This window comes from Pseudomonas sp. BF-R-01 (assembly GCF_019946615.1).
GTDB classification, from domain to species: Bacteria; Pseudomonadota; Gammaproteobacteria; order Pseudomonadales; family Pseudomonadaceae; genus Aquipseudomonas; species Aquipseudomonas migulae.
Window position 1 is genome coordinate 12,703 of the sequence record NZ_JAGYFX010000012.1, and the last position, 17,778, is coordinate 30,480.

The following is a 17,778-nucleotide window of genomic DNA, read 5'->3' on the forward strand; positions in this document are numbered from 1 at the left end:
CACACGGAAGATGAGTCACCCCTCACAGTTCACCTTGCTTCGCACCCGGCGCTTCCTGCCGTTTTTCGTGACCCAGTCCCTCGGGGCGTTCAACGACAACGTCTTCAAGCAATCGTTGATCCTCGCCATTCTGTACAAATTGACCATCGAGGGGGATCGCTCGATCTGGGTCAATTTGTGTGCGCTGCTGTTCATCCTGCCGTTCTTTCTGTTTTCGGCGTTGGCCGGGCAGTTTGGCGAGAAGTTCGCCAAGGACGCGCTGATCCGTCTGATCAAGCTCGGGGAAATCGCCATCATGGCGGTCGGCGCGGTGGGGTTTGTTTTCGATCATCTGTCGCTGATGCTGCTGGCGCTGTTCGCCATGGGCACGCACTCGGCGCTGTTCGGGCCGGTGAAATACTCGATCCTGCCCCAGGCCTTGCATGAAGAAGAGCTGGTGGGCGGCAACGGTCTGGTGGAAATGGGCACCTTCCTGGCCATCCTCGCCGGGACCATCGGCGCCGGGATCATGATGTCCTCCGCGCATTACGCGCCCATCGTGTCCACGGCGATCATCGGCATTGCCGTGCTCGGTTATCTGGCCAGTCGCAGCATTCCGCGGGCGGCGGCCTCATCGCCGGAAATGCGTCTGAACTGGAACATCTTCAGTCAATCCTGGGCCACCTTGAAACTGGGACTGGGGCAAACGCCGGCGGTGTCGCGCTCGATTGTCGGCAACTCGTGGTTCTGGTTTGTCGGGGCGATTTACCTGACGCAAATCCCGGCGTACGCCAAGGAATGGATGCACGGCGACGAAACCGTGGTGACGCTGATTCTTACCGTGTTTTCGGTGGGTATCGCACTCGGCTCGCTGCTCTGCGAAAGACTGTCCGGACGCAAAGTCGAGATCGGTCTGGTGCCGTTCGGCTCGTTTGGCCTGACGGTATTCGGATTGCTGCTGTGGTGGCATTCCGGTGGAATTCCCGAGAGTGTCGACGGCCATGGCTGGATCGAAATCCTCGGCTTTGGCCACACCTGGCTGGTATTGATCGACATTCTCGGTCTTGGGGTTTTCGGTGGTTTCTACATCGTGCCGCTGTACGCGCTGATTCAGTCGCGCACCCCGGAGAACGAGCGGGCGCGGGTGATTGCCGCCAACAATATTCTCAACGCGCTGTTCATGGTGGTCTCGGCGATTGTCTCGATCGTGCTGCTGAGCCTGGCCAAGCTGTCGATCCCGCACCTGTTCCTGGTGGTGTCGCTGCTGAACATCGGCGTCAACGCCTACATCTTCAAGATCGTCCCCGAGTTCAGCATGCGTTTCATGATCTGGCTGCTCAGCCATTCCATGTACCGCGTGGAGCATCGCAATCTGGAGCTGATTCCGGATGAGGGCGCGGCGTTGCTGGTGTGCAACCACGTGTCTTTCGTCGACGCGCTGCTGATTGGCGGCGCGGTGCGTCGGCCGATTCGCTTTGTGATGTATTACAAGATCTACAACCTGCCGGTGCTGAACTTTATCTTCCGCACGGCCGGGACGATTCCGATCGCGGGACGTCAGGAAGACATTCAGATTTACGAAAAGGCCTTCACGCGTATTGCTCAATATCTGAAGGACGGTGAGCTGGTGTGCATCTTCCCTGAAGGCAAATTGACCGCCGATGGCGAGATCAACGAGTTCAAGGGCGGGTTGACGCGGATTCTCGAAGAGACGCCGGTGCCGGTGATTCCATTGGCATTGCAGGGGTTGTGGGGGAGTTTCTTCAGTCGCGATCCCGACAAGGGCCTGTTCCGTCGATTGTGGTCGCGGGTGACTCTGGTGGCGGGGCCGGCGGTGGCGGTTGAGGCGGCGGAGCCGGCGAAGCTGCAAGGGATGGTCGGAGAGTTGCGCGGCGCTGTCCGCTGATCCCTGTCGATGCGGGCCGCTACTTTCGCGAGCCCGTGCTGGCGGGAGTCAGCCCGCCATCGCCAAGCGGTTGCGTCCCTCGCGCTTGGCCACATAAAGCGCGCTGTCGGCCCGGCGCAACAGGCTCTCGGCCGATTCGCCGGGCAACAGGGTCGAACAGCCGAGACTGACGGTCAGCTCGATCAGGTTGCCATCAGCCGAAAAATCCTTGGCTTGCGCCGCGAGTCGCAGGCGCTCGCCGACCATGGCGGCGGCTTCCCGGCCGGTGTTGGACAGCAGAATCAAAAACTCCTCGCCACCAAAGCGGAACACCATGTCCACGTTGCGCAGCTGGCTTTTGATCGAGGCGGCGACTCCCTTGAGCACGTCATCGCCAGCGCTGTGGCCATGGGTGTCGTTGATTTGTTTGAAATGGTCGATGTCCAGCATCAACAGCGACAAGGGCTGCAGGTGCCGACGCGACATGTCGATTTCCCGTTGCAGCGTCTGGTCCATGGCAATGCGGTTGCCGGTGTCCGTCAGAGGGTCGCGCAAGGCGCTTTGGGTGGCGGCGCGGTAGAGCAGGGCGTTGCGCATCGGGTACAGCAATGCGGACAGCAGCGACTCAAGGTTGCCCAGTTCCTGTTCACTGAAACGCTGATTGCGACGGAACACCAGTTCACCCAGCTGCTCGCCTTCGTGGCTGAGGGTGTAACTGATCGAGTGGTGGCCGCGCTGGCCGTATTCCAGGCGCAAGTCGCTGGCCTTGTGCTGGTAGCTCAAGGCGTCGAGCGGTACGAGACGCTGAATTTCACGGTAGAAGAGCCCAAGAATGCGTTGCGGCTCAAGACTGGTTTGCAGCTGCAAACTCAGTTGCTGGCGCAATTGCGCAAGGCTGACCGGCCTCTCCAGAAGAGGGGGCTGCTGACCAAAGCCCAGGCGTTGCAATTTGGCGCTATCGAAGTCAATTGCGTTGGTCTGGGAAGGTGATTTCATATGGCGTGCGCCCCTAAGCAGTAAGGCTGTCTTACAGGCTGGGTGAGAGCGGCTTTGGGCTGCGCGTCATACTGGTCCATCAGTCCCGTAGGACATTTGGCGCAAGTCTAATCTGCTTTGCTGAAGATTAGTAACCTATCGACTCGAAGGCCTGCCCGACTGCTTTCACTCACTCGGCGTGTCTGAGCAGATATAGAGCGAAAGTCATGCCATTCGGTTCATTTGAATAAAAGCTGTTGAAAATCAATGCCTTGAAAGTGTTTTTGGCTTTGTCTGGCCCGTTTCATGACATTTATTTGACTAAAAACAGGTGCAGTTGCGAGGCTTTTTAAGTGCCGTGACGGTAATTCGCCACGGCACAAAAGCGACGCACGGTGTTACTGCGCGTTGAATGCCTGGCCGTTGATGCCGGTGCTGTCCGGGCCCATCAGGTAGAGGTAGACCGGCATGATCTCCTCGGGCGTCGGATTGTTCAGCGGATTTTCACCGGGATAAGCCTGGGCGCGCATGCTGGTGCGGGTGGCGCCGGGGTTGATGCTGTTGGAGCGCACCGGTGCGACGGTGTCGACTTCGTCGGCCAGGGTTTGCATCAAGCCTTCGGTGGCGAACTTGGAGACGCCATAAGCGCCCCAATACGCACGACCCTTGCGGCCGACACTGCTGGAGGTGAACACCACCGAAGCGTCCTGCGACAGTTTGAGCAGCGGCAGCAGGGTGCTGGTGAGCATGAACATCGCGTTGACGTTGACTTGCATGACACGCATGAAGTTCTCGCCGGAGAGCTGTTCGATCGGCGTGCGCGGACCAATGATCGAGGCGTTGTGCAGCAAGCCGTCGAGGTGGCCGAATTCGGTCTCGATCATCGCCGCCAACTCATCGTATTGATGGGGCAGGGCGGTTTCCAGGTTGAACGGGATTACCGCCGGTTGTGGATGACCGGCGGCCTCGATTTCGTCGTAGACCTGAGTCAGGTTGGCTTCGGTCTTGCCCAGCAACAGTACGGTGGCGCCGTGGGCGGCGTAGGTTTTCGCGGCGGCAGCGCCGATACCACGACCAGCGCCGGTGACCAGGATGACCCGGTCCTTGAGCAATTCAGGGCGGGCGGAATAATCAAACATAAAGAAACCTCAACAAATCAGAATACGCGCGACCGTTGCGCGGTCCTGTAGGAGCCGGCTTGCCGGCGATGGCGTTTCCAGCATCGCCATCGCCAGCAAGCTGGCTCCTACAAAGGCGGTTCAGCTCGGCGATTTCATCATCGCCATCGCCATCGCCAGCAAGCCGGCTCCTACAAAGGCGGTTCAGCAGCTACAGAGGGCGCTATCCAAAACCTTGCGCAACTCCAGCGGATGATCGACCACCACATCCGCACCCCAATGCCGCGGGTTATCGTCCGGGTGAATGTAGCCAAAGGTCACGGCGGCGGTCTTGGTGCCGGCGTCACGACCGGATTCGATATCGCGCAGGTCATCACCGACAAACAGCACGCTGGCCGGATCGAGGTCGAGCATCTTGCATGCGAGGATCAACGGCTCCGGGTCCGGTTTGCTGTTCTTCACGTGATCCGGGCAAATCAACAGCGCCGAACGCTCGGCCAGCCCGAGCTGCTGCATGATCGGCTCGGCAAACCGCAGAGGCTTGTTGGTGACCACGCCCCAGATCAGGTTGGCTTTCTCGATGTCGGCCAGCAACTCGCCCATGCCGTCGAACAGCTTGCTGTGCACCGCGCAGCCCACGAGGTAACGCTCCAGGAACTCCAGGCGCAGCTCTTCAAAGCCTGGCGATTCCGGGTCCATGCTGAACGTCACCGCGACCATCGCCTTGGCGCCGCCGGAGATCTCGTCGCGGATGTGCTTGTCGTTCATCGGCGGCAAGCCGCGGTCGGCGCGCATTGCCTGACAGATCGCAATGAAGTCCGGCGCGGTGTCGAGCAGCGTGCCGTCCATGTCAAAAAGGACTGCTCTGATACGCATCGACTTATTCCTCGCGCAGGGTCTGGATCATGTAGTTGACGTCCACGTCGGCCGCCAGTTTGTAGTGCTTGGTCAGCGGGTTGTACGTCAAACCGATGATGTCCTTGACGGTCAGGCCCGCCATGCGGCTCCAGGCACCCAGCTCGGAAGGGCGGATGAATTTCTTGAAGTCATGCGTGCCGCGCGGCAACAGCTTCATGATGTATTCGGCGCCGACGATGGCGAACAGGTACGCCTTCGGGTTGCGGTTGATCGTGGAGAGGAACACCTGGCCGCCCGGCTTGACCATTTTGAAGCAGGCGCGGATCACCGAGGACGGATCCGGTACGTGCTCAAGCATTTCCAGGCACGTGACCACGTCGAACTGTTCCGGCATTTCTTCTGCCAGGGCCTCGGCGGTGATCTGCCGATATTCGACGTTCACGCCCGACTCAAGCTGGTGCAGTTGAGCGACGGCCAGTGGCGCTTCGCCCATGTCGATACCCATCACGGTCGCACCGCGTTGCGCCATGGCTTCGCTGAGGATGCCGCCGCCGCAACCGATGTCGAGAACTTTCTTGCCGGCCAGATTGACCCGTTCGTCAATCCAGTTGACCCGCAGCGGGTTGATGTCGTGCAGCGGTTTGAACTCGCTTTCGCGGTCCCACCAGCGATGGGCCAGGGCTTCGAATTTGGCGATTTCGGCGTAGTCGACGTTACTCATGGTTCATCCTCTAAAACTTGAAAAATCCTGTTGCCCCGGCGGTGAGTCCGGGGTGCTTACAATTCGGTGTGGCCGCTGATGCGCTGGCCCCAGGCCTTGGCGGTGGCGCACAGCTGTTCTTCATCCAGGCGGGTCAGGCGACGGTCGTCGAGCAATTGCTTGCCGCCCACCCACAGGTGTTTCACGCAGTCGCGACCGGTGGCATATATAAGCTGCGAAACCGGGTCGTAGACCGGCTGCTGCGCCAGGCCCGAGAGGTCGAACGCGACGATGTCCGCCGCTTTGCCGACTTCCAGCGAGCCGACGTCGGCCTCGATGCCCATGGCGCGTGCGCCGTTCAGCGTGGCCATGCGCAGCGCGCGATGAGCGTCCAGCGCGGTGGCCGAACCGGCAACGGCTTTGGCCAGCAACGCGGCGGTGCGGGTTTCGCCGAGCAGGTCGAGGTCGTTGTTGCTGGCCGCGCCGTCGGTGCCGACAGCCACATTGACGCCCGCCTGCCACAAACGTTCTACCGGGCAGAAACCGCTGGCCAGCTTCAGGTTCGACTCCGGGCAATGAATCACATTGGTGTTGCTTTCTACCAGCATCACCAGGTCTTCATCGCTGATCTGCGTCATGTGAACGGCCTGGAAGCGCGGCCCCAGAAGGCCCAGGCGTGCCAGTCGGGCCAACGGCCGCTCGCCACGCTGCTCGACGGCTTGCTGTACTTCGAACGCAGTTTCGTGGACGTGCATGTGAATCGGCGCGTCCAGTTCTTCGGCGATCACCCGGATTTTCTCCAGGGTTTCGTCGCCCAAGGTGTAGGGCGCGTGGGGGCCGAAGGTGACTTTGATGCGCTCGTGGTGCTTGAGATCGTTGAACAGTTCGACGCCCTGACGAATGGCGTCATCCGCCGTGCCGGCCCCCGGGATCGGGAAATCGAGGATCGGAATCGCGATTTGCGCGCGTATGCCGCTGTTATGCACACGTTCGCTGGCAACCTTCGGGAAGAAATACATGTCAGAGAAGCAGGTAATGCCACCTTTTATCTGTTCGGCGATGGCAATGTCGGTGCCATCGCGTACAAAAGCTTCATCGACCCATTTGGCTTCGGCAGGCCAGATGTGGTTTTCCAGCCAGGTCATCAGCGGCAGGTCATCGGCCAGGCCGCGGAACAGTGTCATCGCCGCGTGCCCGTGAGCATTGATCAGGCCGGGGCTGAGCAACATGCCCGGCAGTTCGCGGACTTCGGTTGCGTTAAGCTTCAGCGCGGCGGACCGCGGGCCGATAAACACGATGCGCCCGTCGCGGATGCCCAGGCCATGCTCTTTGAGGACAACGCCAGCGGGTTCGACGGGTACTAGCCAGGTCGGCAGCAATAACAGGTCGAGCGCAGCGGCAGTGTTCGGCATCGAGGGTCGGTTCCAGTGCTTTTGTAAAGGATGGCGAAGTATACCCGAGCGTCTTCGCGGGGGGATCGCTATAATCGGCGGCTTTTGTTCATGAGTGCGGGGTGAAGGATGCGCGATCGACTGTTGGCTGCGGAGAAGGTGAAGGCCATCGATTGGCGTGATGGCGCCCTGTACCTGCTGGATCAGCGTATTTTGCCGTTCGAGGAAACCTGGATTGCCTACACCAGTGCGGCTGGCGTGGCCGAGGCGATTCGCTCGATGGTGGTGCGCGGCGCGCCGGCGATTGGCATCAGTGCCGCCTATGCCATGGTGCTTTCAGCCCGTGCCCGAATTCTCGAGGGCGGTGACTGGCAGGCCGCGTGGGAAGAGGATTACGCGTTGCTGGCCGATTCCCGTCCAACGGCGGTGAACCTGTTCTGGGCGCTGAGTCGCATGCGTGACCGCCTTGATCGTATCAAGGGCGATGCCGATCCTCTCGCGGCGCTGGAGGCGGAAGCCATCGCCATTCATGAAAGTGATCGCGAAGCCAACCTGACCATGGCGCAACTGGGTGTGGACCTGATCCGCAAGCACCAGGGCAATGCGCAGGCGATCCTGACTCATTGCAATACCGGCGCGCTGGCCACTGGCGGTTTTGGTACGGCTTTGGGCGTCATTCGCGGGGCGTTCATCGAAGGCATGGTCGAGCGCGTTTATGCCGACGAAACCCGTCCATGGCTGCAAGGTTCGCGACTGACGGCGTGGGAGCTGGCCAACGAGGGTATCCCCGTGACCCTCAATGCCGACTCCGCCGCGGCCCACATCATGAAGACCAAAGGCATCACCTGGGTCATCGTCGGTGCTGACCGGATCACGGCCAATGGCGACGTGGCCAACAAGATCGGCACTTATCAACTGGCGGTCAACGCCATGCACCACGGCGTGCGTTTCATGGTGGTGGCGCCGAGTTCGACCATCGACATGAACCTGGCCAGCGGCGATGACATTCCGATTGAAGAGCGAGACGGGCGCGAGTTGCTGGAAGTCGGCGGCAAGCGGGTTGGGGCGGATGTCGATGCGTTCAATCCGGTGTTCGACGTCACCCCGGCAGATTTGATTGACGCGATCGTCACGGAAAAAGGCATCGTCGAACGCCCGGACACCGCGAAAATGGCGCAGTTGATGTGCCGCAAGCGGTTGCATTGATTGGCCGTGGCGTTCGAAAGGACGCCATCGCCAGCAGGCTGGCTCCCACAGGGTTTGTGATCGACACGGATCAAATGTGGAAGCCAGCCTGCTGGCGATTAGGGTCTGAAAGTCAATAAACATCTGTAATTCAGTCCCGGATTCTGCATTCGCAGCAGCTCTAAGCCCCTCTCGTCTCCTTCAAGCCTGCCATCAGTCAACTAACTACACTCCATGCGCATCTGGGGGATAGGTGCGTGGCGGCTCTTGTGATAACATCCGGCGTTTTCCGAGGCAGTCCCACGGGGTTGTCTTTACTGCGCAAATCCATGGCATAACTCGTTGATTTGTCGTAAGTCGGTGCATGGCACTCAGCCTGCAGCGGCGAGCTTCGTTCGTCCCATATGGATGTGACGAGGTTTCACCAGAAAAAGGAATCGAGCTTCTCATGGGCGAACTGGCCAAAGAAATCCTCCCGGTCAATATCGAAGACGAGCTGAAGCAGTCCTACCTCGACTACGCAATGAGCGTAATTGTCGGGCGGGCACTGCCGGATGCGCGCGATGGCTTGAAGCCCGTGCACCGGCGCGTGCTGTTCGCGATGAGCGAGCTGGGCAACGACTTCAACAAGCCGTACAAGAAATCTGCCCGTGTTGTCGGTGACGTGATCGGTAAGTATCACCCGCACGGTGATACCGCGGTGTACGACACCATCGTTCGGATGGCGCAGCCATTCTCGCTGCGCTACCTGCTGGTAGACGGTCAGGGCAACTTCGGTTCGGTGGACGGCGACAACGCCGCGGCCATGCGATACACCGAAGTGCGCATGACCAAGCTGGCGCACGAGCTGCTGGCTGACCTGCATAAAGAAACCGTGGACTGGGTGCCGAACTACGACGGCACCGAAATGATCCCGGCGGTCATGCCGACCCGTATTCCCAACCTGCTGGTCAACGGCTCCAGCGGTATCGCCGTGGGCATGGCGACCAACATCCCGCCACACAACCTCGGTGAAGTCATCGACGGTTGCCTGGCGCTCATCGACAACCCTGAGTTGACCATCGATGAGCTGATGCAATACATCCCTGGTCCGGACTTCCCGACCGCCGCGATCATCAACGGTCGCGCCGGCATCATCGAAGCCTACCGCACCGGTCGCGGCCGCATTTACATGCGCGCCCGCTCGATCATCGAAGACATCGACAAGGTCGGTGGCCGTCAGCAGATCGTCATCACCGAACTCCCTTACCAGCTGAACAAGGCCCGTCTGATCGAGAAGATCGCCGAGCTGGTTAAAGAGAAGAAGCTCGAAGGCATCACCGAACTGCGCGACGAGTCCGACAAGGACGGTATGCGCGTTGTGATCGAGCTGCGTCGCGGCGAAGTGCCTGAGGTGATCCTCAACAACCTCTACGCCCAGACCCAGCTGCAAGCGGTATTCGGCATCAACATCGTTGCGCTGATCGACGGCCGTCCGCGGATCCTGAACCTCAAGGACCTGCTGGAAGCCTTCGTTCGTCACCGTCGCGAAGTCGTTACCCGTCGCACCGTGTTCGAGCTGCGTAAGGCGCGCGAACGTGGCCACATTCTGGAAGGCCAGGCGGTTGCCCTGTCGAACATCGACCCGGTCATCGCGCTGATCAAGGCCTCGCCAACGCCGTCGGAAGCCAAGGAAGCGCTGATCAGCACGCCTTGGGAATCCTCCGCCGTGGTGGCGATGGTTGAGCGTGCCGGTGCCGACTCTTGCCGTCCGGAGACCCTGGATCCGCAATACGGTCTGCGTGAAGGCAAGTACTTCCTCTCGCCGGAACAGGCGCAAGCCATTCTGGAACTGCGTCTGCATCGCCTGACCGGTCTGGAACATGAAAAACTGCTGGCCGAGTATCAAGAGATCCTCAACCAGATCGGCGAGCTGATCCGCATCCTCAACAGCGCCACGCGCCTGATGGAAGTGATCCGCGAAGAGCTGGAAGTGATTCGCGCCGAATACGGCGACGTGCGCCGCACCGAAATCCTCGATGCCCGTCTCGACCTGACCCTGGGTGACATGATCCCGGAAGAAGATCGCGTCGTGACCATTTCCCACGGTGGCTACGCCAAGACCCAGCCATTGGCTGCGTACCAGGCCCAGCGTCGTGGCGGTAAAGGCAAATCGGCGACTGGCGTCAAGGATGAGGACTACATCGCTCACCTGCTGGTCGCCAACAGCCACACCACGCTGCTGCTGTTCTCCAGCAAGGGCAAGGTGTACTGGCTGAAAACCTATGAAATCCCGGAAGCGTCCCGCGCTGCCCGTGGTCGTCCGCTGGTCAACCTGCTGCCACTGGACAGTGATGAATACATCACCACCATGCTGCCGGTCGAGGAATACACCGAAGGTCACTTCATCTTCATGGCGACTGCCAAAGGCACCGTGAAGAAGACCCCGCTGGAATCCTTCAGCCGTCAACGCAGCGTCGGTCTGATCGCGCTGGAACTGGACGAAGGTGACGTACTGATCTCTGCCGCCATTACCGATGGCGAGCGCGAAGTCATGCTGTTCTCCGACGGCGGAAAGGTCACTCGCTTCAAGGAAACCGACGTTCGTGCCATGGGCCGTACCGCTCGCGGTGTCCGCGGTATGCGTCTGCCGGAAGGCCAGAAGCTGATTTCCATGCTGATCCCGGAAGAAGGCAGCCAGATCCTCACCGCTTCGGCGCGTGGTTTCGGCAAGCGTACGGCGATCACCGAGTTCCCTGAGTACAAGCGTGGCGGCCAGGGCGTTATCGCCATGGTCAGCAACGACCGTAACGGCCGTCTGGTCGGCGCGGTTCAGGTGCTCGACGGCGAGGAAATCATGCTGATTTCCGACCAGGGCACGTTGGTTCGTACCCGTGTCGACGAAGTTTCCAGCCTGGGTCGTAACACCCAGGGCGTGACCCTGATCAAACTGGCCAGCGATGAAACGCTGGTCGGTCTGGAGCGGGTGCAGGAGCCGTCGGAAGTCGAAGGCGAAGAGCTGGAAGGCGAAGAGGGTGCGGTGTTCGACGGCGAAGTCGTGATCGACGACGTTGTTGAAGACCAGCAACTCGATGCTGCCGCTGACGAAGAACCGCAAGAGTAAGCGGACAAACAGGGGGCGGATGAAAATTCGCCCCCTTGTTGTTTGTCCGAACGGAAAATTTCGATATCCAGGGACATCCCATGTGGGAGCGAGCCTGCTCGCGATGCAGGCGCCGCGGTACCTCTGAAGCACCGCGGTGATGCATTCGCGAGCAGGCTCGCTCCCACAGGTTTTCTGCTTCGGCAGAGACCCTGTGTCGATTGATGTTGTGATTTATTGCGTGATTACCACCAAATCAGAGCGAGATTGGATGTGAGCAAGAGAGCCTATAACTTCTGTGCCGGTCCTGCGGCACTTCCCGAAGCTGTCCTGCAGCGCGCCCAGGGTGAACTCCTTGATTGGCACGGCAAGGGTCTGTCGGTCATGGAAATGAGCCATCGCAGTGATGAGTTCGTGTCCATCGCTAACAAGGCCGAGCAGGATCTGCGTGATCTGCTGAATATCCCCTCGAACTATAAAGTGCTGTTCCTGCAAGGTGGCGCCAGCCAGCAGTTTGCTCAGATCCCTCTGAACCTGTTGCCGGAAAGCGGCACTGCCGACTATGTCGACACCGGTATCTGGTCGCAGAAAGCCATCGAAGAAGCGTCGCGCTACGGCCACGTCAATGTTGCCGCCACCGCCAAGCCTTACGACTATTTCGCGATTCCCGGCCAGAACGAATGGAAACTGTCGAAAGACGCGGCCTACGTTCACTACGCGCCGAACGAAACCATTGGTGGCCTGGAATTCAACTGGGTCCCGGAAACCGGTGACGTTCCGCTGGTCGCCGACATGTCTTCGGACATCTTGTCGCGCCCGATTGATGTTTCTCGTTTCGGCATGATCTACGCCGGCGCCCAGAAAAACATCGGCCCGAGCGGCATCGTCGTCAACATCGTTCGCGAAGACCTGCTGGGTCACGCCCGTTCCCTGTGCCCGACCATGCTCAACTACAAGGTCGCGGCCGATAACGGCTCGATGTACAACACCCCGCCAACATTGGCCTGGTACCTGTCTGGCCTGGTGTTCGAGTGGCTGAAAGAGCAGGGTGGCGTCGAAGCCATCGGCAAGCTCAACGAAGTGAAACAGCGCACGCTGTACGACTTCATTGATGCCAGCGGCCTGTACAGCAACCCGATCAACAAGTCCGATCGTTCGTGGATGAACGTGCCGTTCCGCCTGGCTGACGATCGTCTGGACAAGCCATTCCTGGCCAGTGCCGACGAGCGTGGCCTGCTGAACCTCAAGGGTCACCGTTCCGTGGGCGGCATGCGCGCCTCCATCTATAACGCCGTCGATATCGTTGCGGTCAACGCACTGGTTTCGTACATGGCAGAGTTCGAGAAGGAACACGGCTAATGTCTGAGCAAGAACTCAAGGCACTGCGCCTGCGCATTGATGCCCTGGACGAAAAAGTCCTGGAGCTGATCAGTGAGCGCGCACGCTGCGCCCAGGAAGTTGCGCGAGTAAAGATGGCCTCGCTGGCCGAAGGCGAAGTGCCGGTGTTCTATCGTCCTGAGCGTGAAGCTCAGGTGCTCAAGCGTGTGATGGAGCGCAATCAGGGCCCGCTGGGCAACGAAGAAATGGCGCGGTTGTTCCGCGAAATCATGTCTTCGTGCCTGGCCCTCGAGCAGCCGCTGAAAGTGGCTTACCTCGGTCCTGAAGGCACCTTCACTCAAGCGGCGGCCATGAAGCACTTTGGCCACGCGGTGATCAGCAAGCCGATGGCGGCCATCGACGAAGTGTTCCGCGAAGTGGCGGCCGGTGCGGTGAACTTTGGCGTGGTCCCGGTGGAAAACTCCACCGAGGGCGCGGTCAACCACACGCTCGACAGCTTCCTCGAACACGACATGGTCATCTGTGGCGAAGTCGAGTTGCGGATTCACCACCACCTGTTGGTCGGTGAAAACACCAAGACCGACAGCATCAGCCGCATCTATTCCCACGCCCAGTCGCTGGCGCAGTGCCGCAAGTGGCTGGATGCACACTACCCGAACGTCGAGCGCGTCGCGGTTTCCAGCAACGCCGAAGCGGCGAAGCGGGTCAAGGGTGAGTGGAACTCGGCAGCGATTGCCGGCGACATGGCCGCAGGCTTGTACGGGCTGACCCGTCTGGCCGAGAAAATCGAGGATCGCCCGGACAACTCCACGCGATTCCTGATGATCGGCAGCCAGGAAGTGCCGCCAACCGGCGACGACAAGACATCGATCATCGTCTCCATGAGCAACAAGCCGGGCGCGCTACACGAGTTGCTGGTGCCGTTCCACGACAATGGCATCGACCTGACACGCATCGAGACACGTCCTTCGCGTAGCGGTAAATGGACCTACGTGTTCTTCATCGACTTCGTCGGCCATCACCGCGATCCGCTGGTAAAAGGTGTGCTGGAAAAGATCAGTCAGGAAGCAGTGGCACTTAAAGTGTTGGGTTCCTACCCGAAAGCCGTTCTCTAAGGGGTAGCAAATGAGTGGCAACTTCCTCGCTCTGGCACAGCCGGGCGTGCAACAACTGTCGCCTTACGTTCCGGGCAAGCCCGTGGACGAACTGGCGCGCGAGCTGGACATCGATCCGGCCAGCATCGTCAAACTGGCGAGCAACGAAAACCCGTTGGGCGCCAGTCCAAAGGCTTTGGCGGCCATTCGCGAAGAATTGGCCGAGCTGACCCGTTATCCGGATGGCAACGGTTTTGCGCTCAAGACCCTGCTGGCCGATCAGTGCCGCGTCGAACTGAATCAGGTAACGCTGGGCAACGGTTCCAACGACATCCTGGAACTGGTCGCGCGTGCCTATCTGGCGCCGGGCCTGAATGCGGTATTCAGTGAGCATGCGTTCGCGGTCTATCCGATCGTCACCCAGGCCGTCGGTGCGACGGCCAAAGTGATCCCGGCCAAAGACTGGGGCCATGATCTGTCGGCCATGCTGGCCGCGATCGATGCCGATACCCGTGTGGTCTTCATCGCCAACCCGAACAACCCGACCGGAACCTGGTTTGGCGCCGAAGCGCTGGACGAGTTCCTGCAGGATGTGCCGGAGCACGTGCTGGTGGTGCTGGACGAGGCCTACATCGAATACGCCGAAGGCAGCGACTTGCCGGATGGTCTGGATTTCCTGGCGGCGTACCCGAACCTGCTGGTTTCGCGCACCTTCTCCAAGGCCTATGGCCTGGCGGCGTTGCGCGTTGGTTACGGCTTGTCTACGGCGGTGGTCGCCGACGTGCTGAACCGCGTGCGTCAGCCGTTCAACGTCAACAGCCTGGCCCTGGCCGCTGCGTGCGCTGCGCTGCAGGACGCCGAGTACCTTGCTGAAAGCCGTCGCCTGAACGAAGCCGGCATGCTGCAGCTGGAAGCGGGTTTCCGTGAGCTGGGGCTGAGCTGGATCCCGTCCAAGGGCAACTTCATCTGCGTCGATCTCGGCCGTGTTGCCTTGCCGGTCTTCCAGGGCTTGCTGCGTGAAGGCGTGATCGTGCGTCCGGTGGCCAACTATGGCATGCCGAACCACTTGCGCATCACCATCGGCCTGCCGGCGGAAAACAGCCGCTTCCTTGAGGCGCTGACCAAGGTTCTGGCTCGTGGTTGATGTCACTGCTCTGCAATCTGCTGAACCTATGATCGGTCGCCTGGTGGTGGTCGGTCTCGGGTTGATCGGCGGTTCGTTTGCCAAGGGGCTGCGTGAAAGCGGCCTGTGCCGCGAAGTGGTGGGCGTCGATCTCGATCCGCAGTCGCGCAAGCTCGCGGTCGAGTTGGGCGTGGTGGATCGCTGCGAAGAAGACCTGGCCGTTGCCTGCCAGGGCGCCGACGTGATTCAACTCGCGGTGCCGATCCTGGCCATGGAAAAGATGCTCGGCCGGTTGGCCGGCATGGACCTTGGGCAAGCGATTCTGACGGATGTCGGCAGTGCCAAGGGCAACGTCGTGCGCGCCGCGACCGAAGCGTTTGGCGGCATGCCGGCGCGTTTCGTGCCGGGCCATCCGATTGCCGGTTCCGAGCAGAGCGGGGTGGAAGCCTCGAATGCCGAACTGTTTCGTCGCCATAAAGTGATTCTGACGCCGCTGGACCAAACCGATCCGGCCGCGCTGGCCGTGGTCGACCGGTTGTGGCGTGAGCTGGGCGCCGATGTCGAGCACATGCAGGTCGAGCGTCACGACGAAGTGTTGGCGGCGACCAGCCATTTGCCGCACTTGCTGGCGTTCGGTTTGGTCGATTCGTTGGCCAAGCGCAATGAAAACCTTGAGATCTTCCGTTACGCTGCCGGCGGTTTCCGCGATTTCACGAGAATCGCGGGAAGCGACCCGGTCATGTGGCACGACATCTTCCTCGCCAACCGCGAAGCTGTCCTGCGCACGCTTGATACATTTCGCAGCGACCTCGACGCCTTGCGCGACGCGGTCGATGCAGGGGATGGGCACCAATTGTTGGGCGTGTTCACGCGCGCCCGGGTTGCCCGCGAACATTTCAGTAAAATCCTGGCTCGCCGGGCTTATGTGGACGCTATGAACTCCAACGACCTGATTTTCCTGGGACAACCTGGTGGCCGCCTGACTGGGCGGATTCGTGTACCGGGCGATAAGTCTATTTCCCACCGTTCGATCATGCTCGGCTCCCTGGCCGAAGGCGTCACCGAAGTCGAAGGCTTCCTCGAGGGCGAAGACGCTCTGGCGACCTTGCAGGCCTTCCGCGACATGGGTGTCGTGATCGAAGGTCCGCACCACGGTCGCGTGACCATCCACGGCGTCGGCCTGCATGGCCTGAAGCCTGCGCCGGGCCCGATCTATCTGGGCAACTCCGGCACTTCGATGCGTCTGCTGTCCGGCCTGCTGGCTGCGCAGAACTTCGACAGCACCTTGACCGGTGATGCCTCGCTGTCCAAGCGTCCGATGAATCGCGTGGCCAATCCGCTGCGTGAAATGGGCGCCGTGATCGAGACCGCCGCTGAAGGTCGTCCACCGATGATCATTCGTGGCGGTAACAAGCTCAAAGGCCTGACCTACACCATGCCGATGGCCAGTGCCCAGGTTAAATCCTGCCTGCTGTTGGCCGGTCTGTACGCTGATGGCAAAACCACCGTCACCGAGCCTGCACCGACGCGCGACCACACCGAGCGCATGCTGCGCGGCTTCGGCTACCCGGTCAGCGTCAACGGCGCTACGGCGTCGGTCGAATCCGGGCACAAGCTGACCGCGACCCACATTGAAGTGCCGGGCGATATTTCGTCGTCGGCGTTCTTCCTGGTGGCGGCGTCCATTGCCGAAGGTTCCGAACTGGTGCTCGAGCATGTCGGCATCAACCCGACCCGTACCGGCGTGATCGACATTCTGCGTCTGATGGGCGCTGACATCACCCTGGAAAACCAGCGTGAAGTCGGCGGCGAACCCGTAGCGGACCTGCGCGTGCGTGCAGCTAAACTCAAAGGTATCGAGATTCCCGAAGCGCTGGTTCCATTGGCCATCGACGAATTCCCGGTGCTGTTCGTGGCGGCGGCCTGTGCCGAAGGGCGCACCATCCTGCGTGGCGCCGAAGAATTGCGCGTCAAGGAATCGGACCGGATCCAGGTCATGGCCGATGGCTTGCTGGCACTGGGCGTCAAATGCGAACCGACCCCGGATGGCATCATCATCGACGGCGGCCTGATCGGCGGCGGCGAAGTGCATGGTCACGGCGATCACCGGATTGCCATGGCTTTCAGCGTGGCATCGCTGCGTGCCACTGCGCCTATTCGCATCCATGACTGTGCCAACGTCGCAACGTCGTTCCCGAACTTCCTGGCGCTGTGCGCGCAGGTCGGTATCCGTGTTGCACAAGAGGCTCAGTCGTGAAAAACATCGCACCGGTCATCACCATTGATGGGCCAAGCGGCTCCGGCAAGGGCACGGTAGCTGGCATTCTGGCCAAGCGTCTGGGCTGGAACCTGCTGGATTCCGGTGCGCTTTATCGGTTGCTGGCCTTCGCTGCGCACAATCACGGCGTCGACCTCACCAATGAAGAATTGCTGAAAAAACTTGCCGCTCATCTGGATGTGCAGTTCATCGCGGCGACCGACGGTCAGTTGCAGCGCATCATTCTCGAGGGCGATGAAGTCAGCGATGTGATTCGTACCGAAAGCATTGGCTCCGGTGCCTCGCAAGTCGCGGCGTTGCCCGCAGTGCGCGAGGCGCTGCTGCAGCGCCAGCGTGCATTCCAGGAAGCGCCGGGCCTGGTGGCCGATGGTCGCGACATGGGTACGGTGGTTTTTCCGGATGCACCGTTGAAGATTTTCCTTACCGCCAGTGCCGAGGAGCGTGCGCGCCGTCGATACTTGCAGTTGAAGGGCAAAGTCGATGGTGTTAGTCTGTCGAGTCTGCTAGATGAGATACGTGCACGCGATGAGCGTGACACCCAGCGAGCGGTAGCCCCGCTCAAACCGGCGGCTGACGCCATACAGCTGGATTCCACGGAATTATCCATCGACCAGGTGCTGGAACGCATCATGAGCGAGATCGCCATTCGCGATATCGCCGGGTGACCAAGAAGGCCGCAGGGGACCAGTCATAGTCCTGTGGCGCTTCTTTTAAATGAAACTAACCCACACCGTCTGGGGTGTGGAGATGGGCGTATTCTTCGCCCTCATCA

General features: G+C 60.5%; 13 protein-coding genes. 8 read left to right on the forward strand and 5 right to left on the reverse strand.

Annotated elements, in window-relative coordinates:
* Positions 1 to 10: 10 nt before the first annotated feature.
* On the forward strand, positions 11 to 1,885 hold the full coding sequence (locus KGB27_RS07320) for an MFS transporter (RefSeq protein WP_008042106.1): 1,875 nt from the start codon (positions 11 to 13) through the stop codon (positions 1,883 to 1,885).
* 48 nt (positions 1,886 to 1,933) lie between these two features.
* Here the strand turns inward: KGB27_RS07320 and KGB27_RS07325 are convergent, their stop codons facing one another.
* From KGB27_RS07325 to KGB27_RS07345, 5 genes are all read right to left on the reverse strand, one after another.
* Positions 1,934 to 2,860 (reverse strand): GGDEF domain-containing protein, encoded by a 927-nt coding sequence (locus KGB27_RS07325; RefSeq protein ID WP_008031811.1) that lies wholly within the window; start codon positions 2,858 to 2,860, stop codon positions 1,934 to 1,936.
* A 377-nt stretch (positions 2,861 to 3,237) separates the two neighbouring features.
* Positions 3,238 to 3,978 carry a YciK family oxidoreductase gene (locus KGB27_RS07330; protein ID WP_008031809.1) on the reverse strand — a complete coding sequence of 247 codons (741 nt, stop codon included), beginning with the start codon at positions 3,976 to 3,978 and terminating at the stop codon, positions 3,238 to 3,240.
* Between the two features lie 183 nt (positions 3,979 to 4,161).
* Entirely contained in the window at positions 4,162 to 4,833 is a 672-nt protein-coding gene (mupP, locus tag KGB27_RS07335; protein WP_008031808.1) for an N-acetylmuramic acid 6-phosphate phosphatase MupP, read from the reverse strand.
* A gap of 4 nt (positions 4,834 to 4,837) precedes the next feature.
* Positions 4,838 to 5,536 (reverse strand): bifunctional 2-polyprenyl-6-hydroxyphenol methylase/3-demethylubiquinol 3-O-methyltransferase UbiG, encoded by a 699-nt coding sequence (gene ubiG / locus KGB27_RS07340; protein WP_008031806.1) that lies wholly within the window; start codon positions 5,534 to 5,536, stop codon positions 4,838 to 4,840.
* 56 nt (positions 5,537 to 5,592) lie between these two features.
* On the reverse strand, positions 5,593 to 6,927 hold the full coding sequence (locus KGB27_RS07345; protein WP_192226144.1) for a TRZ/ATZ family hydrolase: 1,335 nt from the start codon (positions 6,925 to 6,927) through the stop codon (positions 5,593 to 5,595).
* Between the two features lie 108 nt (positions 6,928 to 7,035).
* Here KGB27_RS07345 and mtnA point away from each other — a divergent pair, with 108 nt between their 5' ends.
* The 7 genes from mtnA (at position 7,036) to cmk (ending at position 17,671) form a co-directional block, all read left to right on the forward strand.
* Positions 7,036 to 8,112 (forward strand): S-methyl-5-thioribose-1-phosphate isomerase, encoded by a 1,077-nt coding sequence (gene mtnA, locus KGB27_RS07350; RefSeq protein WP_008031801.1) that lies wholly within the window; start codon positions 7,036 to 7,038, stop codon positions 8,110 to 8,112.
* 427 nt (positions 8,113 to 8,539) lie between these two features.
* Complete coding sequence (gene gyrA / locus KGB27_RS07355) at positions 8,540 to 11,194, forward strand: DNA gyrase subunit A (RefSeq protein ID WP_192226146.1); 2,655 nt, start codon at positions 8,540 to 8,542, stop codon at positions 11,192 to 11,194.
* Positions 11,195 to 11,446: 252 nt separating this feature from the next.
* The gene (gene serC, locus KGB27_RS07360) at positions 11,447 to 12,532 is read left to right on the forward strand and encodes a 3-phosphoserine/phosphohydroxythreonine transaminase (protein ID WP_223553745.1); all 1,086 of its coding nucleotides are present in this window, start codon (positions 11,447 to 11,449) and stop codon (positions 12,530 to 12,532) included.
* Positions 12,532 to 13,626 (forward strand): prephenate dehydratase, encoded by a 1,095-nt coding sequence (pheA, locus tag KGB27_RS07365; RefSeq protein WP_007899727.1) that lies wholly within the window; start codon positions 12,532 to 12,534, stop codon positions 13,624 to 13,626. The genes serC and pheA overlap by 1 nt, the downstream gene beginning before the upstream one ends.
* Before the next feature lie 10 nt (positions 13,627 to 13,636).
* Positions 13,637 to 14,749: a histidinol-phosphate transaminase gene (gene hisC / locus KGB27_RS07370; protein ID WP_008031795.1), complete on the forward strand. Its 1,113-nt coding sequence runs from the start codon at positions 13,637 to 13,639 to the stop codon at positions 14,747 to 14,749.
* Positions 14,750 to 14,777: 28 nt separating this feature from the next.
* Entirely contained in the window at positions 14,778 to 16,985 is a 2,208-nt protein-coding gene (locus KGB27_RS07375; protein ID WP_230427588.1) for a bifunctional prephenate dehydrogenase/3-phosphoshikimate 1-carboxyvinyltransferase, read from the forward strand.
* On the forward strand, positions 16,982 to 17,671 hold the full coding sequence (cmk, locus tag KGB27_RS07380) for a (d)CMP kinase (RefSeq protein ID WP_008031791.1): 690 nt from the start codon (positions 16,982 to 16,984) through the stop codon (positions 17,669 to 17,671). Before KGB27_RS07375 ends, cmk begins: the two co-directional genes overlap by 4 nt.
* Positions 17,672 to 17,778: the final 107 nt, after the last annotated feature.

Excerpts from the sequence above, each read along its gene's own strand:
- gyrA (WP_192226146.1), top strand. The coding sequence starts at position 8,540 with ATGGGCGAACTGGCCAAAGAAATCCTCCCGGTCAATATCGAAGACGAG.
- KGB27_RS07345 (WP_192226144.1), bottom strand. The coding sequence starts at position 6,927 with ATGCCGAACACTGCCGCTGCGCTCGACCTGTTATTGCTGCCGACCTGG.
- hisC (WP_008031795.1), top strand. The coding sequence starts at position 13,637 with ATGAGTGGCAACTTCCTCGCTCTGGCACAGCCGGGCGTGCAACAACTG.
- mupP (WP_008031808.1), bottom strand. The coding sequence starts at position 4,833 with ATGCGTATCAGAGCAGTCCTTTTTGACATGGACGGCACGCTGCTCGAC.
- KGB27_RS07375 (WP_230427588.1), top strand. The coding sequence starts at position 14,778 with ATGATCGGTCGCCTGGTGGTGGTCGGTCTCGGGTTGATCGGCGGTTCG.
- ubiG (WP_008031806.1), bottom strand. The coding sequence starts at position 5,536 with ATGAGTAACGTCGACTACGCCGAAATCGCCAAATTCGAAGCCCTGGCC.
- KGB27_RS07320 (WP_008042106.1), top strand. The coding sequence starts at position 11 with ATGAGTCACCCCTCACAGTTCACCTTGCTTCGCACCCGGCGCTTCCTG.
- mtnA (WP_008031801.1), top strand. The coding sequence starts at position 7,036 with ATGCGCGATCGACTGTTGGCTGCGGAGAAGGTGAAGGCCATCGATTGG.
- KGB27_RS07325 (WP_008031811.1), bottom strand. The coding sequence starts at position 2,860 with ATGAAATCACCTTCCCAGACCAACGCAATTGACTTCGATAGCGCCAAA.
- pheA (WP_007899727.1), top strand. The coding sequence starts at position 12,532 with ATGTCTGAGCAAGAACTCAAGGCACTGCGCCTGCGCATTGATGCCCTG.
- KGB27_RS07330 (WP_008031809.1), bottom strand. The coding sequence starts at position 3,978 with ATGTTTGATTATTCCGCCCGCCCTGAATTGCTCAAGGACCGGGTCATC.